Raw genomic sequence first — 17,442 nt, 5'->3', positions numbered from 1 at the left:
TGTATAAATTAAAAATTTTGAACTTATAGCGCTTGCCTAAATAGCCTTTAGTTAAATAATAAACTAATTACTCTAAATATTAAAAGATTCATTAAAATAGTCAGAATCGTTTTGGAATAGATGTGAAACAATTAAAATAAACTTTAAAAATGAAAACTCTTGAAATAAATTTAAATGAAGACTATCGAATAAAGATAGAGAAGGGCAAAAAATTTAATGACTCTATTTTTAAAGAAGTATATGTTACTGCAATCAAAAATGTTATTGAGATTGTTAAACAATCAGATGAAAATGGTAAGTCTGTATATGATGATTTTAATAATATTATAGCATTCACAGGAGAGAGGGGTAAAGGAAAGTCTTCTTCCATGATATCATTTATGGAGGCTTTAATAAATAAAGGTCATGAAGATCATAAAGATTTCTTTAAAAATGATTTTGAGGAACTTAATAATAAAAAAATATCTGGGATAGGTTTAATTGATCCTTCTTTGTTTAAAGGAGAGGAAAGCCTATTTGAAATTATTTTAGCTAAGATGTTTCAGGAATTTCAATCAAAAATAAAGGATAATGATTTTAAAATTCAAGACGAAGATAGAAGGTCTATTATAACACATTTCAGTGATGTTTTTGAAAACTTACAAGTCATAAATTCAGACCGTAAAGATCTTTATAAATTGGAGTCTATTGAAGCTTTAAGTAAGTTGGCTACAGGGAGTAATCTTAGACAATGTTTTAAAAGTTTGGTTGAAGTTTATTTAGACAAATTTTTAAAAGGAAATAATTATTTAATTATAGCAATTGATGATTTTGATTTAAATGTATCAGGAGCTTATGAAATGTTAGAAGATATAAGACAGTTTCTAATTCAAGATAAAATAATTCTTTTAATAGCCTGTAAAGTGGAACAGTTGAATGAAGCAATTGTCATAAACTTTGAGAAGCAAAAAATTTCAGAAGATTCAAATGGTAAAGCGAAAAGATATTTAGATAAATTAATACCATTTAATAGACGATTATTTCTGCCAGATGTTCAAAAGTTAAAAGATATAGAAGTTAAAGTAAGATATGAGAATAAGAAAATTTTTAATAATCCACCTTCACAGTTTAATGAGTCTGTTATAAAATTTGTCTATGAAAATACGTTACTCTTTTTAACCAAGAACATACTTAATCGTAACTATATATTACCAGAGACTATCCGAGAGACTCAAAATTTTATAAATGTATTTTATCAAGAATGCGAAGAGAATGTTGATGAAAGTTTAAAGATAATTGACTTCATTAATGTAAAAAACTTTATTTTAGAAGATATATTTAGGCATGATGTCCAAATGGAATTTTTTAAAGAATTGGAAGAGGTTTCCGATGATTTATTAATATTTAAATCTATAAGGCGTTTATATCAAATTTTTCATGATAAAGGTAAAAAGGAAACTATGTATCCTCCGTATAGGCGCAGAGGTTTCTCTTCTGAAAATAAAAATGTCCTAGATATTTATACATCAACAATGCCTGATGTAATTTCATTAGGAGACCTATACTATGTAACACAATATTTGGAAAGTATTTTAAATATAGATGATCTTGAATTAATTAAATTACTAGATTATTTTAAAATTTATTTTTCCGTTCGACTTCGAATAATGCAAAGTGAGGAGAATAAACATACTGTAAATAAAATGTCTAAGTATGGGTTTGTTAATTCGTATTATAAAATACTAGCAAGTGAAAAGAAAAGTAACAAACGAAGAGATTTTGTTTTATTTCACGACAGAATTACTTCTTATAATTCAAGGCTAGAAACTAATATAGACAAGTTTATATTGAGTCAGTTTATACTTTACTTAGGAATTGGTTATACTGATTATAGGAATGATCGTGAGAAAGAAATATTAATTGAAAACACGTCACAAGGAGTTTTTTCTCCATTCGCAATTTTTCATAATTATTATAATTTAAATATTTTATCTAAAGAGAAAATGTTAGGTTTTTCAACAGATGATGCATTTGTAAAAGTTTATAGCGAGTGGTATAAGAAGTCAATATTTATTAGTCAACTTTATGATATATCATTTACTTTAAAACTGTATGAATCAATTAGTAACTTTAAGGTAGAAAAAATTAAAGAGAAAATTCCTGATACTTATTTTGAAAATATATGTTTACAATTTATTTATGGTATTATTTATTCATTGGATGTTATGGAAAATTCAAAATTGGTAGAGGATTTTACAAATAATCCTATCATTTTGGTTCTATTAAAAAAGTTTATTCGAGGTGATTATAAGTTGACCGTCCTAGAGGAGTTAAATATTAAATATGATATTCAGCAAAAGATTAATAATGAATATGAAATAACAGATAAACTTATAACTGTAATTAATACAATTTTTGACGAATCAACCCCAATTGATGAGGTCAATAGCCCTTTATCTATTGACATAAAAAAGGTTATAGATAAAATATATATCAAAATAAAGAATAAGCCAACATTTAGAAGTCAAACTTACGCCAAATTATTACAAGAGTTAGAAGAAGTTTCAGGTTCGGAAGAACTTGTTAATAATATAAGGTCTTTTCAGAGTAAGGTAAATTCTAAAAATGATAAAGAGCAAATTGATGGGATAAAAGAGTTAAAGGAATATCTAAAATCTCTATAAATGGATAACCTTCGTCGATCCATTAGGGTTTTATTTTTAGATTTTTGTTCTGACTATGTGTTAAAAGAAAAGGACAGTAAAAAGTATATTGATAAAAATATATTTCTTGAAAAAAGCTTTTCTATATTTTCGAATTATTCTTTAAATGAGATCGATAACGTCTGCAAGAAACTAGAAGAAGATTGGTTTTTTACTAGTAGTAATCCAGAATCTGAAACATTTTTTAATATCCTAATCAATTTTACTAATCTTGTCCTGGTTGAGCAAGATATGGAGCCTTTCATCGAATATCAACACTTCTTAAAATGGCGTGATTTATCTTATTATTTAGGTGAAGATCTGTTAACTACATCTTACTTTGCTCATCTAGATAATATTTCTCAAAGAAAAAGATGCTTTTTTGCTTGGCGTGGGACTGCATTTTCAGGTAATAAAAGATTGCACTTATTATTGAAAAAAGGGTTGGCGGAGAATCATTTTCATTTAAAGGGATCTGGTCCTGTATTCGACTTGAGCTGGTTAAATTTAATGAATCATCCAACATCGTTTAGTGATAAGTTTGAGTTGTTAGAAAAAGATTTAAGTCTATTAACAAAGGTTTCAAACAGTTCTAAGCAATCAAAAAAAGAACTTAAGATATTAATATACAAAGCGGCTTACATTAGACATAAATTATTTTGTTTTGTTAATAGGATAGACGATGATTTTAATATTGATTTAAGTAAAGAAAGTAATTTGCTGGATTCTTCAGATTTAGTAATGAATCTAACAGAGTTAATTAAAAGAATACAAGTCCTTAGATTTGATTTAGGTCACCGATTTTTACATCAAGGGAATTATGAAGTTTTAGATTATGCTTTACCAAAAAATATACATCAGGAAAATTTAAAGAAATCCTATGTGTTTTATGGGGAACGTAAATTACTTTACGATTGTTTCAAATTAATATACTCTGGAAACAAGGCCTTTGAATCCTATATTCATTTATTTCATGCATATCTACTAATAAAAGCGCAATTTAGATCTGAATTAATACAGGTAAATGATAAGGTTGGTTTTGGTAATTTTTCTAAATATCAGAATCGAAAGGAGTATTTTTTACAAGACAATTCGTTGTATCATACAGCATTTATGAATTTAGCAGTTCATGATACTAAAAAACACATGAATTTAAAATCTTTTGAATTGAGGGTAGCACCAAAATCTGATGTTTATAAGCTTAAGAACAGTATTTCTGGGTATAATGAAGCGGTAAAGAAGAATGCAATTCAATCAGAACAAAAAAACAGACAAAAAACATCAAAATATAGTCTAGCAAAAAATGGTATATTTTATATAATTCATTACATAAAAAAGAAGGATAAGCAGAAATGTGCCGATTTATCTTCAGAAATTTTATGTAGACACCATGTTTCTAGAAAGGAAATTAAGGATCAATCTGTAGCCATAAGTAAATTAAGAGAAAGCTATTCTGATTTGTCCGATCTTATTAGAGGTATTGATGCAGCTTCTAGTGAGTTCAATGCTTCACCAGAAGTATTTGCTCAAGGCTTTAGATATTTAAAAAATCATAAATTAAAAGGGAAATATAACCATCTTCGACAGAAGCTAGAGGAACCTAAAATTTACGCCACCTATCACGTTGGTGAAGACTTTTATGATATAACGGATGGCTTAAGGTCTATAGATGAGTGTATTAATTTTTTTAATCTAAAACAGGGTGATAGAATTGGTCATGCATTAGCTTTGGGTATTGATGTGAAAGACTACTATCAATTTAAACAAGGGAAACTAATGTTACCTAAGGAAACTATTTTGGATAATGTTGTTTGGCTATTAGCAAAAATTAGAAAGTTTGGAATATCAATTCATAGGAATGAAGTTAACAGATTGGAAAAGTTATTTGAGAGTTTATATTATGAATTATATTCACATAATTTTGATGATGGGAATAGAATAAAAAATAAGCATATTCATCATACATCCTTTTATGATGCTTGGAAGTTAAGAGGTGATGATCCATATTTATATCTTGAGGATTTAGATAGTGATGTTTATAAGAAAATTAATTTAACCTATTGGGAGCGTTGCAGGATTAATGAAGAGTATCCAAGAAATAAAAATTTAAGAAATCAAATTGATTTAAAGATTTTATACCAGCAGTACCATTTTAATAGCAAAATAAAAAAGAAAGGAAAAGAGATTAAACAATTTGAGATCACTCATGCATATATGGAATTGGTAGAACAAGTTCAGCATAATATGCAACATGAGCTTAAGAATAGAAATATAGCTATAGAAACTAATCCTACATCTAATTATTTAATTGGTACATTTAAGAGGTATGCTAAACACCCTATTACAAAATTTTTTAATTTAGGATTGGAAATGGATACCGATTTAATCAAAAAATGTCCACAATTATCGGTTTCTATTAATACAGATGATCAGGGGATTTTTTCTACTTCTTTAGAAAATGAATATGCATTAATGGCAATAGCATTAGAAAAGGAAAAAGATGATAAAGGGAATTTAAAATACAATTCAGCAATGATTTATGAATGGTTAGAACGTGTTCGATTGATGGGTTTGGGACAAAGCTTTAAAGATTAAATGTTTTATTTCTGAATTTTAATTTTATGTTCAATTAGATTATTAGTAGAAGATAGGGGAGAAGAATTGTTTTAATATGGGTAAGGTAATTAACTTTTCAAATTCAACCAATACCTCGTCCCTTTTAATTCTCCAGTTTTAATAAACATCTTTTTATCTAACATATCTTTTAAATCACGAGTGGCGGTAGAAGCTGAAGTTTTTGCTATTTTAGTGTAATTGTCTGCGCTTAAACCACCATCAAAACCTTGGTGTCCTGCATCAAAAATACGGGTAACAACTTTTAGTTGTCGTTCATTCATAAGTGAGTTGAAACGATCAAAGAATTTAGCTTTTTCAATTAAAAAATCAATCAGTTTTAAAGTGTCTTCTTGTGCCTCTAATATGGTTTGTCCAAAATATAGTAACCAATCTGTAATATCTAATTCCTTGTTATTGTTTTCAAGAGCGTTGTAATACGCTTTCTTATTAGTTTCAATAGTTTTTGATAATGAAATAAGCGCAGGTTGTCCTATGCTTTGTGCTACAGATTTTTCGGTTAGGGCTCGAGCAATACGTCCATTACCATCTTCAAAAGGGTGAATGCATACAAAATACAGGTGTGTAATACCAGCTTTAGCAATTGGTAGTACATTATGCTTCGTTTTGGAATACATTGTATTGAACCATAATACAAATTGCTCCATCTCTTTCTGTATTTCATGAGATGGTGGAGCTTCAAAATGAACGGTTGGTCTGTCTAAGCGTCCAGAAACTACTTGCATTGGATCTTCATGTGTCCGATATGTACCAATATCAGTTAAATCTCGTCTACCATTAGTAAGCATTTTATGCCAATTAAAAAGCTGCTGATGCGTTAATGGTTTATCAAAGTTTTTATATAAGTCAACCATCATTTCTGAAATCCCAAATTCAGCAGGTGCTATCTTTTTTTATCAACTTTTAAGCCAAGGTTTTTTTAATAGAGGATTGAATGCTATCTCTATCTAGATATTCGCCTTCTATTTCAGAAGTTTTGAGCGCTTCATTAGATAGTATTTCAATAATTAATTGCTCCTTTTCCTTTTCATTAACGTGTTTAAAAGCTCCTAAAACTGTTCCTGTGTTTTGTGAGAATTTTAATTCTAAAGTATACAAAGCATCTTCATTATATGAAAAATGAGGCCAATTTTTTTGTTGCCAGTTCCAGATATTACGTGCCATGAGCTATATTTCTTGTTTTTATAGCTCAAATATAGTTATTTTTTGAGCTATATAATTGTGTTTTATAGCTCATAGGTGTTTTATTTGCATTTTTAATTAAATAAAAGCAGGTAATATTTACTATTAAAATGTAATACGAGGTTTATATTGTCTTATAATTAATATATATTTGATATATAATATTAATTATAAATCAGAGTACACGATACAGTACACGGTTTTACAGCGGAATGCTATAAAAAGGGCAGTTTTGGGTTAAAATATCAAACTCATAACCCGAAGGTCACTGGTTCGAGTCCAGTTCCCGCTACTAAGTAAGACAAGGCTTTCGAGAAATCGGAAGCCTTTTTGTTTGATATCATTTGATGTAAAAAGCGATCAACTTAAATGTGGAGATTAACTAGATATTGGTATTAACTCTCATAAGTTTCTCTATTATTCAAAAAAACGGAAAACTTTTCCAGATGGATATAATTCTTTTTAGTCTTCAATATTTGTTTTATTATCTTCCTATCTAAAACAAACACCTACAGTATATTTATCTACTTCGTAATTACTATCACATCACCAATTGCATTAATAATTAATTGCATTGCATCAATTAAGATTATATAATACTCATAATTTTACAACAGGAAAGCTAGAGACCTTTGTTCTTAATACTTTCTTTAAATAAATGTTTAACCAATAAATTTAAAATTATGAAAATTAGAAATTTTATAGTAACGATGGCATTAATGTTTGTAACCGTATTTGCATTTGCACAAAATAAAGATGATAAACGTGTTATGAAGGATGCCGAAAAAGCAATCTCAACTTTGAAGAGTTCAGATATTGGATTAGAGAATTTCTTCAGTAATTCCTCTGGTTATGTTGTATTTCCAAATGTTGGAGAAGGAGCATTAATTATCGGGGCAGCTTCAGGTAATGGTGTTGTTTACGAAAACGGAATACCTGTAGGAATGGCTGATATGAAAAAATTAGATATCGGTTTGCAAGCAGGTGGAGAAGCTTATATGCAAGTTGTTTTCTTTGAAACTGAAGATGCACTGAACGAGTTTAAGCAAGGAAACTTTGAGTTTTCTGCGGAAGCAAAAGCTGTTATAGTAGATAAAGGAGCTAGTAAAAATGCCAATTATAATGATGGTGTTGTCATTTTTGCAAAATCCAAAGCTGGTGCAATGGCCGATGTTTCAATTGGTGGTCAAAAATTTAATTATTCAGAATTTTAATTGAGCAATTAAATTTTTATCACAAGAAAAAGCCGATTATTATAATCGGCTTTTTTGCATTTCTAAAAAGTTCATATTATAGAAATAATTATTTGATCTTCATATTTTAATATTTCAAAAAAATAACATGGTGAAATATGCGAATTTTAATATTAAATTTGAATAGTGATTAAATCGTTCAACTTAAAGAACAAACTATAAATGAAATTATTGCTAAAATTTGATTTTACTAAAGTTTGCAATGCTGTTTTAAAGCAGAAATTGGAAACGCATCAATTAAGATATCAGCAAACAGCATTTGGCGAAATAGAATTGATGGATAAAGTTACAGAAGACCAATTAAAGTCGTTTCATGAAGATATTAATGGTTTTGGTATAAAAGTTATAGAAGATCCTAAAAAAATTGTGATTCAAAAAATCAAGGATGTTATTGTGGATATGGTCTATAATGAAAAGGATATAAATGTTAAGACTTCCGTTTATTTGGCTGAACAGCTAGAAGAGAATTACAATTATTTATCAAATTTGTTTTCAGAACTGACTTATACTTCTATTGAAAATTTCATTATCTTACAGAAAATAGAATACACTAAGATACTATTAACAAGTGAAGAACTTTCGCTTACCGAAATAGCATTTAAACTCAACTATTCTAGTGTTGCCCATTTAAGTAAACAATTTAAAAATACAACAGGTATCACTCCGTCGGCTTTTCAGCGTATTATTGCTAAAAGAAAACAGATAAATTAACCTAACCGTAAGTTTGTAAATATGAATAGCGATTATATTAATATAGCTTTGGCAGATGATGATGAAGACGATAGGTTGTTTTTCACAGAAGCCTTTGAAGAGTTAAAAATTAAAAGCAAAGTGTTGCTTTTTAAGGATGGTATTGAATTGATGGAGTATTTAAATGATTTCAATAATTCCCTTCCAAGCTTACTGTTTTTGGATCTAAACATGCCAAAAAAATCAGGGTTGGAATGTTTAAAAGATATTAAAGCAACTAAACGGTTATGTGATATGGCAATTGCCATATACTCTACGTCTGCATCAGAAGAAGATATTGAAAACACCTTTGTTAAAGGTGCTAACATTTACATTAAGAAACCCAATGACTTTGAAAAACTTAAAAAAGTACTTTCAGAAGTCGTTACTACCAACTGGCAATATCATACCAGTGGTTTAAATAAAGACAATTTTTTATTAAGACTATAATCTATGCCAACATCATCTAGCAGATACCTTAGAACCGCTTTTATAGTTGGTCTTTTCGTTATTTTATGTATAGGTGGTTTTACTTATAAACATATTAGCGAGCTATCTCAAACATCTAAAGTTGTTAATGATAATTACTCTTTACGAAGTGAGTTAGAAATTATTATTTCTAACCTTAAAGATGCCGAAATAGGGCATAGAGGGTTTTTGCTAACACACGATTCTTTATTTCTTAATCCGTATGAAGAGAGTCTACAAAAAGTAACCAACAACCTTCATAAATTAGATACACTAATTGTCTCTAATGGTGAGCAAGTAGAAAAACTTAAGGTGTTAAAGAGTGATATTGAAAAGCGATTTAATAATTTTGATAGATCTTTTAGTCTCGCTAATGATGATACCATCCTAACACAAGATTTATTGTTCTTACTACATGAAGGTGAAATTAGGATGGACAGAATCCGTGCTGACATCACCGAAATGTTAGATTTAGAACAGCGTCTTTTAATCCATAATCAAGAGGTTAATGAAAAAAAAATAGGTCTAACTCCTCTCTTTTTTTATGGCTTACTAATAGTAACGTTAGTTATTCTTCTCTTAGCTTATTTTAAAATGAGTAAGGATTTAAAAGCTTTAAAAGATAATAATATAGAATTAGAAATTTTTGAAAAATTAACCAAGCAATCTGAGATTGTGAGTAATACCAGTACTTGGGTTTGGTATATTGAAGAAAATGAATTTGAATTTTCTGATAATTTATACCGTTTGGTAGGTGAAGAACCACAAAGCTTTGAGCCAACATTAGAAAATTTTTATGAATACGTACACGAAGAGGATATTAATAATTTGGGGCAGCAAGTTAATATGATGATGCGGGAAGAGGAATTACCTTTTACAAATTTTAGAGTCGTACATAAAGATGGAACTATTAGACACCTCAAGGCATATTCTAAGATGATGGATGAGACGGAAGGTGATAAAAAAATGTTTGGTGTAACCATTGACGCTACAAATGAGGTTGAAAACTACCGAATCATTGAGCAGCGTAACCAAGAGTTAGAACGTACTAATAAAGAACTTTCTGCATTTAACTATGTTGCGAGTCATGATTTACAAGAGCCTCTAAGAAAAATCCAGACATTTATGTCGCGATTAGAAACCAAAGAAAAGGATCATATTTCTGAAAGTGGGCAACTCTATATTCAAAGAATGAAGTCGGCATCAGCTAGAATGCGTATGCTTATTGAAGATTTATTACAATATTCTAGAACAAATACGTCAGAAAAGGAATATTTAAAAACAAATATGAACATGTTATTAGAACATGCTAAAACAGAGCTTTTAGATAGTATTGAAGAAAAACAAGCTACAATTATTTGTGATGATTTACCAACCATGGATGTTATTTCATTTCAAATTCAACAGTTGTTTATCAACTTAATAAGTAATTCATTAAAGTATAGTAAAGAAGGCGTTCCTCCTATAATCGAAATTACGCACCAAGAGGTGTTTTCTAAGGATGTAGAAGAGATAAAGGAATCCTTGTATAAGTTTCATCATAAAATCACCTTTAAGGATAATGGTATTGGGTTTGAGCAAACTTATGCCGAAAAGATATTCTTACTCTTTAATAGGTTACACGGTAAATCTGAATATTCTGGTACAGGTATCGGTTTAGCGATTTGCAAAAAGATTGTAGAAAACCATAAAGGAGTTATTATGGCAGAAGCTAGGCCTAACGTTGGTGCTTCATTTATAATTTACTTACCGTTTTTAAAATAGTATAAACATTTTCTGAAATTGTATAACATGTTCTATTCTTAATTGAGCATATTTGTTAGGAACTGTAAGTCAAATTTTTATAATTGCTTAAACTTTTTTTAAATTGTTTATGGCAAATTTCTTTATAAAGTTGATGCCCTTAATAAAATCGCTTTTCTACAATGAAGACTTTTCTTTATGTTTTTTTAGTGCTCTTAGTTATCCTTTGGGCCATCGGGTTTTTTGTTTATGCAATATCTGCAGCAATTCACTTATTACTAATAGTGGCTATTATTTTACTCGTAGTTGTCAACAGAAATAATTCTAAAGAGTAATACAATCCTTATTCAAGGTCATTTCAATTCAATTTTTTTAATTAAGTATATTTTTTATTTCTCAGCTATGTTTATCTACGCTGTGTTATAAGTATAACTTCAGTTTTGGGCAGATTGATGTCTGACTGTTTGGACATCTAATCTGTGCTTTTTTAAGTTTTGTTTAACACTAATTCGGAATAATGTAACAAAGCTGGGGAATTGTATAACAGAGTAAGCCTAAAGAGTTCGTTACTTTGGCATAAGAAAATAACCTAATCAATTATATCATGAAAATATCATCTAAACATTTACAAAAGCAGTTTGCAAGAGTGGGGAGAATTTTTCCAAAACGCAAATTTGAAGTAGCTTATTCAGAATTAGGGTATTCAAAACTGAATGCTATAGTAAGCACCAAAAAGACCTTTTAAACTTACAAGATTACCATCCTACTTAAGATTAATAAAAATACTGTCTAACCAAAAACAAACACATATGAAAACTATAGAGATTAAAGCAAATAATTTACAATTTATGTTTCACGCTTTAAATAATGAAGTTGGTGGAACTTTTACAACCAACCGGAGAGAGGTTGAGTTAAAAATTGATAATGAGTTGGGTGTAGGGGTAATTAGAGGTATAGAATTAGAAAGACATACTTTGTTTATTGAATTTGATGTGAAATTTAAGGAGGACGTTAAATTCGTGGTCGAAAGCTCTAAACGATCAGTTGTGAACTTTTTATATTGTTCAGAAGGAAAATTAAAACATTCTTTTAATAATAATGGGACTTCAAATACGGTAGAAACATTTCAAACAGGAATCTCTGCTAATATTGAGACGAATGAGAATCACATTAGCTTCTTTAAAGACGTCTATGTTAATTCTACTATTATTTCAGTTAACACATCTGAAAAGAGCTCATTGAAGCACCATATAAATAGTATGGTTTCAGAACTATTCATCTCTGGTAATACGGCAGATTATAGCTATGTCGGTTCTTATAACTTAAAAATTGCAGAAAACATTAAGCAATTGAAGGCTATAAAACAAGATGGTGTTGTAAGAACATTATTAATTCAAGGTTTAGTGAACTTTATATTAGCAATGGAAATAGAGCAACATTCTCTAGACATTAAAAGGTCTCAAAACCCAACAGGTTCATTAAGCACATTCGAGCTAAAGCAAGTAAAGGAATTATCGGATTATATAAATAATTTCCCAGAAACAAACTTAAGCGTTACAGAACTTGCAGCTAAGATTTCAATTAGTCCTGCTAAAGTTCAAGAAGGATTTAAATTAATGCATGGTAAGACGCTAAATAATTTTATAAGATCGGTGAGAGTTAAAAAATCTGAAGAGCTTATTAAAAACACAGATTTAAATATTTCTGAGATTGTATATTCTCTTGGGTTTTCAAGTAGAAGCTACTTTTCTAAAATCTTTAAAGCGCAATACAATTGTTCTCCAATTGAGTACAAACAAAACATTAAGTTAGCTGCAACAGCATAATATATACCAAAAAAGAATTATTTGAAAAAGAAGAAATAGTAAAGTGTCACATTGAGTGCAGTTGATTAGTTTTAGGGATTTAATGTTTCGATTGCACTCAACCTGACATTAGTTTGAATATGTTGACGTCTATATATTCAATTTTATAAAGATTAAGTTAGCTGTAACAGCATAATATATATCAGATGGAGGTTGTCTAAATATTAATTAAAATATTTAGACAACCTCTTTTTTTTATGATTTTGAAACAAAAATAATTCAAATTTTTTTTTGAGTCATGAATGATAATTTTACAAATGAATTCTTCGGAATTGGAATTCAGAATGGAAAAACACCAGAAAATTTAGGAGTACCTTGTAGATCTGCTCAAAATTTAGGGGCGAGTTTTATTTTTACTATAGGCAATCGTTATGCTAAACAGGCCTGCGATACGCATAATGCTGTTAAGTCAATGCCTTATTTTCATTATGATACTTTCGAAGATTTCTTTAATAATATACCTAAAGGTGCAAGGCTTGTTGGAGTAGAATTAGCAAAAGAAGCTGTGCCTTTAGAAACTTTTAATCATCCTAGGCGCTGTGTTTATTTGTTAGGAGCAGAGGACCATGGGTTGTCTAACCAGGCGATCGAAAAAAGTCATTTTTTAGTAAAATTTCAATCTCAGTTAAGCCTTAATGTGTCTGTTGATAGTAGTATTGTGATGTACGATAGAGGAATTGATAAACCTAGGGTTTAATGCTAATAAAAAAAAGCACAAAAAAAACCTTGAAAGATAATTTCAAGGTTTTTTATTTTAAATATTTAGAATATTAACCATTCATAGAAATCAAGAACTCTTCATTGTTTCTTGTTTGCTTGAAACGGTCATTAATGAATTCCATAGCTTCAACTGGGTTCATATCTGCAAGATACTTACGCATCACCCACATTCTTTGAATTGTCGTTGCATCTAATAAAATATCGTCACGTCTTGTACTAGATGATGTTAAATCGATAGCAGGGAAAATACGACGGTTAGAAATCTTACGATCTAATTGTAATTCCATATTACCAGTTCCTTTAAATTCTTCAAAGATAACTTCATCCATTTTAGAACCTGTTTCAGTTAATGCCGTAGCAATAATAGTCAAAGAACCACCATTTTCAATGTTACGTGCAGCACCAAAGAAACGTTTTGGTTTGTGTAAAGCATTAGCATCAACACCACCAGAAAGAATTTTACCAGATGCTGGTTGTACAGAGTTATAAGCTCTTGCCAAACGAGTAATTGAATCTAAAAGAATAACGACATCATGTCCACATTCTACCAAACGTTTTGCTTTTTCTAAAACGATATTTGCAATTTTCACATGCTCGTGTGCTTCTTTATCAAAAGTAGAAGCGATAACTTCTCCACTAACATTACGTTGCATATCTGTAACTTCCTCTGGACGTTCATCAATTAATAAAATCATTTGATAAACCTCAGGATGATTCGCTGCAATAGCATTGGCAACATCCTTAAGTAACATTGTTTTACCCGTTTTGGTTGCGATACAATCATACCACGTTGTCCTTTACCAATTGGTGCGAACAAATCCATAATACGCGTAGAAATTGTTGCTTGCTTTTCTGCGATATTGAATTTCTCTTGTGGAAATAATGGTGTTAAATGTTCAAAAGCAACTCTGTCTCTTACCACATTAGGCAATTGACCGTTAATTTTGCTCACTTTAATTAAAGGAAAATATTTTTCACCTTCTTTTGGTGGACGTACATTTCCTAAAACAGTATCACCAACTTTAAGTCCAAATAGACGAATTTGAGATTGAGATACATAAATATCATCAGGAGACGATAGGTAATTATAATCCGATGATCTTAAGAACCCATAACCATCTTGCATAACATCTAAAACGCCTTCACTTTCAATGATCGCATCGAATTCAAAATCTGGCTCACGGTAGCGATTTCTGCTATCTTTATTACCATTACTTTTTGAATTGTTACCATGTGTATTACCATCTTTAGAACGTGGTTGCCTATCGTTTTGTGGACGACGTTTATCATCTTTACGAGGATTAGGTTTCTTTTGTTCTTGTGGTTTAGGTTGAGCCTTCTCTTTTACAGGTTTTTCTGTATTAGATTTTTCCTCTTTATTCTTAGTGTCCTGTGGTTTGTTTTCCTGGGGCTTACGCTCTTGAGGTTTACGAGGATTAGGTTTGTTTTGTGCTTGAGGCTTCGCTTTAGTTTCTTCTGGCTTGTCAGCAAACTCTAAAGATTTTTGCTCTTTACTCTCTGTAGGTTTTTGCGGAACTCTAGCGCGTTTTGGAGCTGGTTTAGTCTCCTTTGCTTCAGGAGCTACTGCTGTTTCAATAGCCACTTTTTCTTTTACAGCACTAGGATTAGCTGCTTGGTAATCTAAAATTTGATAAACCAAGTCTAGTTTTTTTTGTGTACGGTATTTAGGTACGTTTAGTTGTTTTGCTATCTCCTGTAATTCAGGAAGTTTTTTAGCCTTTAACTGAGAAATTTCAAACATTCTATATGTTGTATATGTATTATAATTTTGACATTATTAATTCAATATTTTCTAAATGAAATAAAAGAAAAAAAGTGAGATTAATTTGGAAGATTAGGAGGATGCAACTCAGTACGTTACTTCTTTCTATTGCAATAATACAATTTTATTTTAAAATAATTTCTATCTTTTTAAAAAATAAACTCCTAATTTTGCAGAGCTTTTTTAATAAAAGATATGATTCAACGCATTCAAACCATATATTTACTTTTAACTGTTATTATTTCAGCAGGTTTAATCTTTGTCTTTCATTTATGGACAGACAATGAAGGAACAAAAATATATGCTTTAGATAATTATTTGTATTTAGGTTTGTTTTTAGGCTCAGCTTTATTAGCTTTGACATCAATATTTAGATTTAAAGATAGGAAATCTCAATTTGTTTTGGGACGACTTAATATAATATTAAACTTTATTTTACTAGGAATCTTTGTATATCAATCGCTAAGCTTATCTGGAGAAATTAACGTTTCTGAGAAAGGTATTGGGATTCTTCTTCCTATTTTTTCTATTGTGTGTTTAGTCTTGGCTAACAAGGCTATTAAAAAGGATGAAGATCTCGTGAAATCTGTAGATCGATTACGATAGACCTAAAATCTTAGTAGTATTAGTGTGAAAAACCCAGACGCTGCCGTCTGGGTTTTTTTTATGCTTTAATTTTTATTAATTATTGAGAGGAACAAGACGTCTTAATTTATTTTAGAAAATTTTTTATATTTAGGTTGTAATTCATAGTGACTTTTAGAAAATGAGAAAACAAGTTTTAATTCATACAATAGCTGCTATAGTACTTAGTATTATACTGTATAAATTGGCCTCTTTTACTTTGGCAACATCAGCATTCATTGCTATAGGAGCCGCTATTTTGGGATTGATATACAGTGTGAAAAACTCTAAAAAGTGATTCAATATCAAAATTACCGTGTTTCAAATTCTATAACTTCTAGGTCTTTAATAGTTGCACCATCAATTTTAAACCGCAACATCGTTCGCACTTTATGAAACCCATGTTTACCAGCTGCTCCAGGATTCATATGTATTAAATTTAGTTTTTTATCTGGCATTACTTTTAATATGTGAGAATGTCCTGTGATAAATATTTTTGGTGGATTAGCTATTAAAGCTTCACGAACAGTGTTGTTATACTTTGGAGGATAACCGCCAATATGAGTCATCCATACGTCAACGTCTTCGCACATAAATCTGTTATGGAGAGGAAATTCACTTCGTGCCTTAGCATCATCTATATTGCCGTAAACAGCTCTTAACGGTTTTAATTTTTTGATGTGGTCCGTAACGTCTAAATCTCCAATGTCGCCTGCGTGCCATACTTCGTCTGCTTGTTTAACATGTTTAAGAATGGCATCATCGATGTAACTGTGTGTGTCTGATAAAAGGAGTATTTTTTTCATTAATAACGCTGAACTTAATTCAGTATGTTTTCCTGTATTCTTTCCTAAAAAAAGAAGGTTTATATCTCTAATGTTTTGTTAAGGAGATTCCTGCCTTCGCAGGAATAAAGTTATCTTTGTAGATTCCGAAGCAAAAATAATGTAATCTTTTGAGATATTTTTTAGAGTTATCATATAATGGTAAAGCATATCATGGTTGGCAAAACCAACCCAATGCTATTTCTGTACAAGAAGTAATAGAAAAAGCGCTTTCTACCATTTTGAATACTAAAATATCTATAATGGGAGCAGGTAGAACAGATACTGGTGTACATGCTTCACAAATGTTTGCGCATTTTGATTACGATGGTGATTTTAAGTCCATAGATATCGTCTATAAACTGAATTCGTTTTTACAAAACGATGTTGCAATTACTTCTGTTTTTGAAGTGAAGCCAGAAATACATGCCAGATTTTACGCGGAAAGTAGAACGTATAACTATAAAATCTCGACGTCTAAAAATGTATTTAATTACGATTTTGCTTACCAAATACAATCGCCTTTAGATCTTGATGCGATGAATGAAGCTTGTAAAATCTTATTTCAGTATAAAGATTTTCAATGCTTTTCAAAAACAAATACAGATGTAAAAACGTATAATTGTGATATAAAAGAAGCGTATTGGACCAAAAAAGATGAGCAACTTATTTTTACAATTACCGCAGATCGATTTTTAAGAAATATGGTTAGAGCCATTGTTGGTACGATGGTAAATATTGGTTTAGCAAAAATGAAAGCTGAAGAATTGCACGCCATTATTGCTTCAAAAAACAGGAGCGAAGCTGGATTTTCAGTTCCTGCGCATGGCCTGTATTTAGTAAAAATAGTTTATCCTGAAACGATAAGAATAGAGAATTAAATTGAAGAGGTTCCCGATTTTTAGGGAAATAAGTATGACAGAAAAAAAGAAAAAA

The 17,442-nt window shown here is 30.0% G+C and carries 16 protein-coding genes and 1 pseudogene; 12 read left to right on the top strand and 5 right to left on the bottom strand.

Annotation, left to right across the window (positions count from 1 at the left end):
- Window positions 1-149: 149 nt before the first annotated feature.
- Window positions 150-2,663, top strand: coding sequence for a hypothetical protein (locus tag ADIWIN_RS11585; RefSeq protein ID WP_020896452.1), 2,514 nt, complete (start codon window positions 150-152; stop codon window positions 2,661-2,663).
- Entirely contained in the window at window positions 2,664-5,276 is a 2,613-nt protein-coding gene (locus tag ADIWIN_RS11580) for a hypothetical protein (protein ID WP_040757163.1), read from the top strand.
- An 89-nt stretch (window positions 5,277-5,365) separates the two neighbouring features.
- On the opposite strand, the gene ADIWIN_RS11575 is transcribed toward ADIWIN_RS11580, so the two are convergent.
- A complete protein-coding gene (locus tag ADIWIN_RS11575; RefSeq protein WP_020896450.1) occupies window positions 5,366-6,169 on the bottom strand; it encodes a Fic family protein in 804 nt (267 codons plus the stop codon).
- Between the two features lie 49 nt (window positions 6,170-6,218).
- On the bottom strand, window positions 6,219-6,479 hold the full coding sequence (locus tag ADIWIN_RS20875) for a DUF4172 domain-containing protein (RefSeq protein WP_020896449.1): 261 nt from the start codon (window positions 6,477-6,479) through the stop codon (window positions 6,219-6,221).
- Window positions 6,480-7,180: 701 nt separating this feature from the next.
- On the opposite strand from ADIWIN_RS20875, the gene ADIWIN_RS11570 reads away from it, so the two are divergent.
- The 8 genes from ADIWIN_RS11570 (at window position 7,181) to ADIWIN_RS11545 (ending at window position 13,252) form a co-directional block, all read left to right on the top strand.
- The gene (locus ADIWIN_RS11570) at window positions 7,181-7,711 is read left to right on the top strand and encodes a lipid-binding SYLF domain-containing protein (RefSeq protein ID WP_020896448.1); all 531 of its coding nucleotides are present in this window, start codon (window positions 7,181-7,183) and stop codon (window positions 7,709-7,711) included.
- A 201-nt stretch (window positions 7,712-7,912) separates the two neighbouring features.
- Window positions 7,913-8,461 (top strand): helix-turn-helix domain-containing protein, encoded by a 549-nt coding sequence (locus tag ADIWIN_RS11565; protein ID WP_020896447.1) that lies wholly within the window; start codon window positions 7,913-7,915, stop codon window positions 8,459-8,461.
- A gap of 21 nt (window positions 8,462-8,482) precedes the next feature.
- Window positions 8,483-8,929, top strand: a complete 447-nt coding sequence (locus tag ADIWIN_RS11560; RefSeq protein WP_020896446.1) for a response regulator — start codon at window positions 8,483-8,485, stop codon at window positions 8,927-8,929.
- A 3-nt stretch (window positions 8,930-8,932) separates the two neighbouring features.
- The gene (locus tag ADIWIN_RS11555; protein WP_020896445.1) at window positions 8,933-10,711 is read left to right on the top strand and encodes a CHASE3 domain-containing protein; all 1,779 of its coding nucleotides are present in this window, start codon (window positions 8,933-8,935) and stop codon (window positions 10,709-10,711) included.
- 161 nt (window positions 10,712-10,872) lie between these two features.
- Window positions 10,873-11,025 (top strand): lmo0937 family membrane protein, encoded by a 153-nt coding sequence (locus ADIWIN_RS20355; protein ID WP_152487254.1) that lies wholly within the window; start codon window positions 10,873-10,875, stop codon window positions 11,023-11,025.
- A gap of 269 nt (window positions 11,026-11,294) precedes the next feature.
- The gene (locus tag ADIWIN_RS20535) at window positions 11,295-11,435 is read left to right on the top strand and encodes a hypothetical protein (protein WP_020896444.1); all 141 of its coding nucleotides are present in this window, start codon (window positions 11,295-11,297) and stop codon (window positions 11,433-11,435) included.
- 64 nt (window positions 11,436-11,499) lie between these two features.
- Complete coding sequence (locus tag ADIWIN_RS11550; protein ID WP_040757161.1) at window positions 11,500-12,516, top strand: helix-turn-helix domain-containing protein; 1,017 nt, start codon at window positions 11,500-11,502, stop codon at window positions 12,514-12,516.
- A 277-nt stretch (window positions 12,517-12,793) separates the two neighbouring features.
- Window positions 12,794-13,252, top strand: coding sequence for an RNA methyltransferase (locus tag ADIWIN_RS11545; protein ID WP_020896442.1), 459 nt, complete (start codon window positions 12,794-12,796; stop codon window positions 13,250-13,252).
- A 73-nt stretch (window positions 13,253-13,325) separates the two neighbouring features.
- Here the strand turns inward: ADIWIN_RS11545 and rho are convergent.
- A pseudogene (rho, locus tag ADIWIN_RS11540) lies at window positions 13,326-15,037 on the bottom strand (transcription termination factor Rho).
- A gap of 216 nt (window positions 15,038-15,253) precedes the next feature.
- Between rho and ADIWIN_RS11535 the strand changes: the two are divergent.
- A complete protein-coding gene (locus tag ADIWIN_RS11535) occupies window positions 15,254-15,664 on the top strand; it encodes a DUF4293 domain-containing protein (RefSeq protein ID WP_020896439.1) in 411 nt (136 codons plus the stop codon).
- 180 nt (window positions 15,665-15,844) lie between these two features.
- Here the strand turns inward: ADIWIN_RS11535 and ADIWIN_RS20530 are convergent, their stop codons facing one another.
- Together ADIWIN_RS20530 and ADIWIN_RS11530 are read right to left on the bottom strand one after the other, a co-directional pair.
- The gene (locus ADIWIN_RS20530) at window positions 15,845-15,991 is read right to left on the bottom strand and encodes a hypothetical protein (protein ID WP_020896438.1); all 147 of its coding nucleotides are present in this window, start codon (window positions 15,989-15,991) and stop codon (window positions 15,845-15,847) included.
- Window positions 15,992-15,993: 2 nt separating this feature from the next.
- A complete protein-coding gene (locus tag ADIWIN_RS11530; RefSeq protein WP_020896437.1) occupies window positions 15,994-16,488 on the bottom strand; it encodes a metallophosphoesterase family protein in 495 nt (164 codons plus the stop codon).
- A 149-nt stretch (window positions 16,489-16,637) separates the two neighbouring features.
- Here ADIWIN_RS11530 and truA point away from each other — a divergent pair, with 149 nt between their 5' ends.
- Complete coding sequence (truA, locus tag ADIWIN_RS11525; RefSeq protein WP_020896436.1) at window positions 16,638-17,387, top strand: tRNA pseudouridine(38-40) synthase TruA; 750 nt, start codon at window positions 16,638-16,640, stop codon at window positions 17,385-17,387.
- Window positions 17,388-17,442 lie beyond the last annotated feature (55 nt).

The organism is Winogradskyella psychrotolerans RS-3, from assembly GCF_000427335.1.
GTDB lineage: Bacteria > Bacteroidota > Bacteroidia > Flavobacteriales > Flavobacteriaceae > Winogradskyella > Winogradskyella psychrotolerans.
The sequence above is the reverse complement of the archived record's forward strand: the minus strand, read 5'-3'. Positions and strand labels throughout refer to the sequence as shown.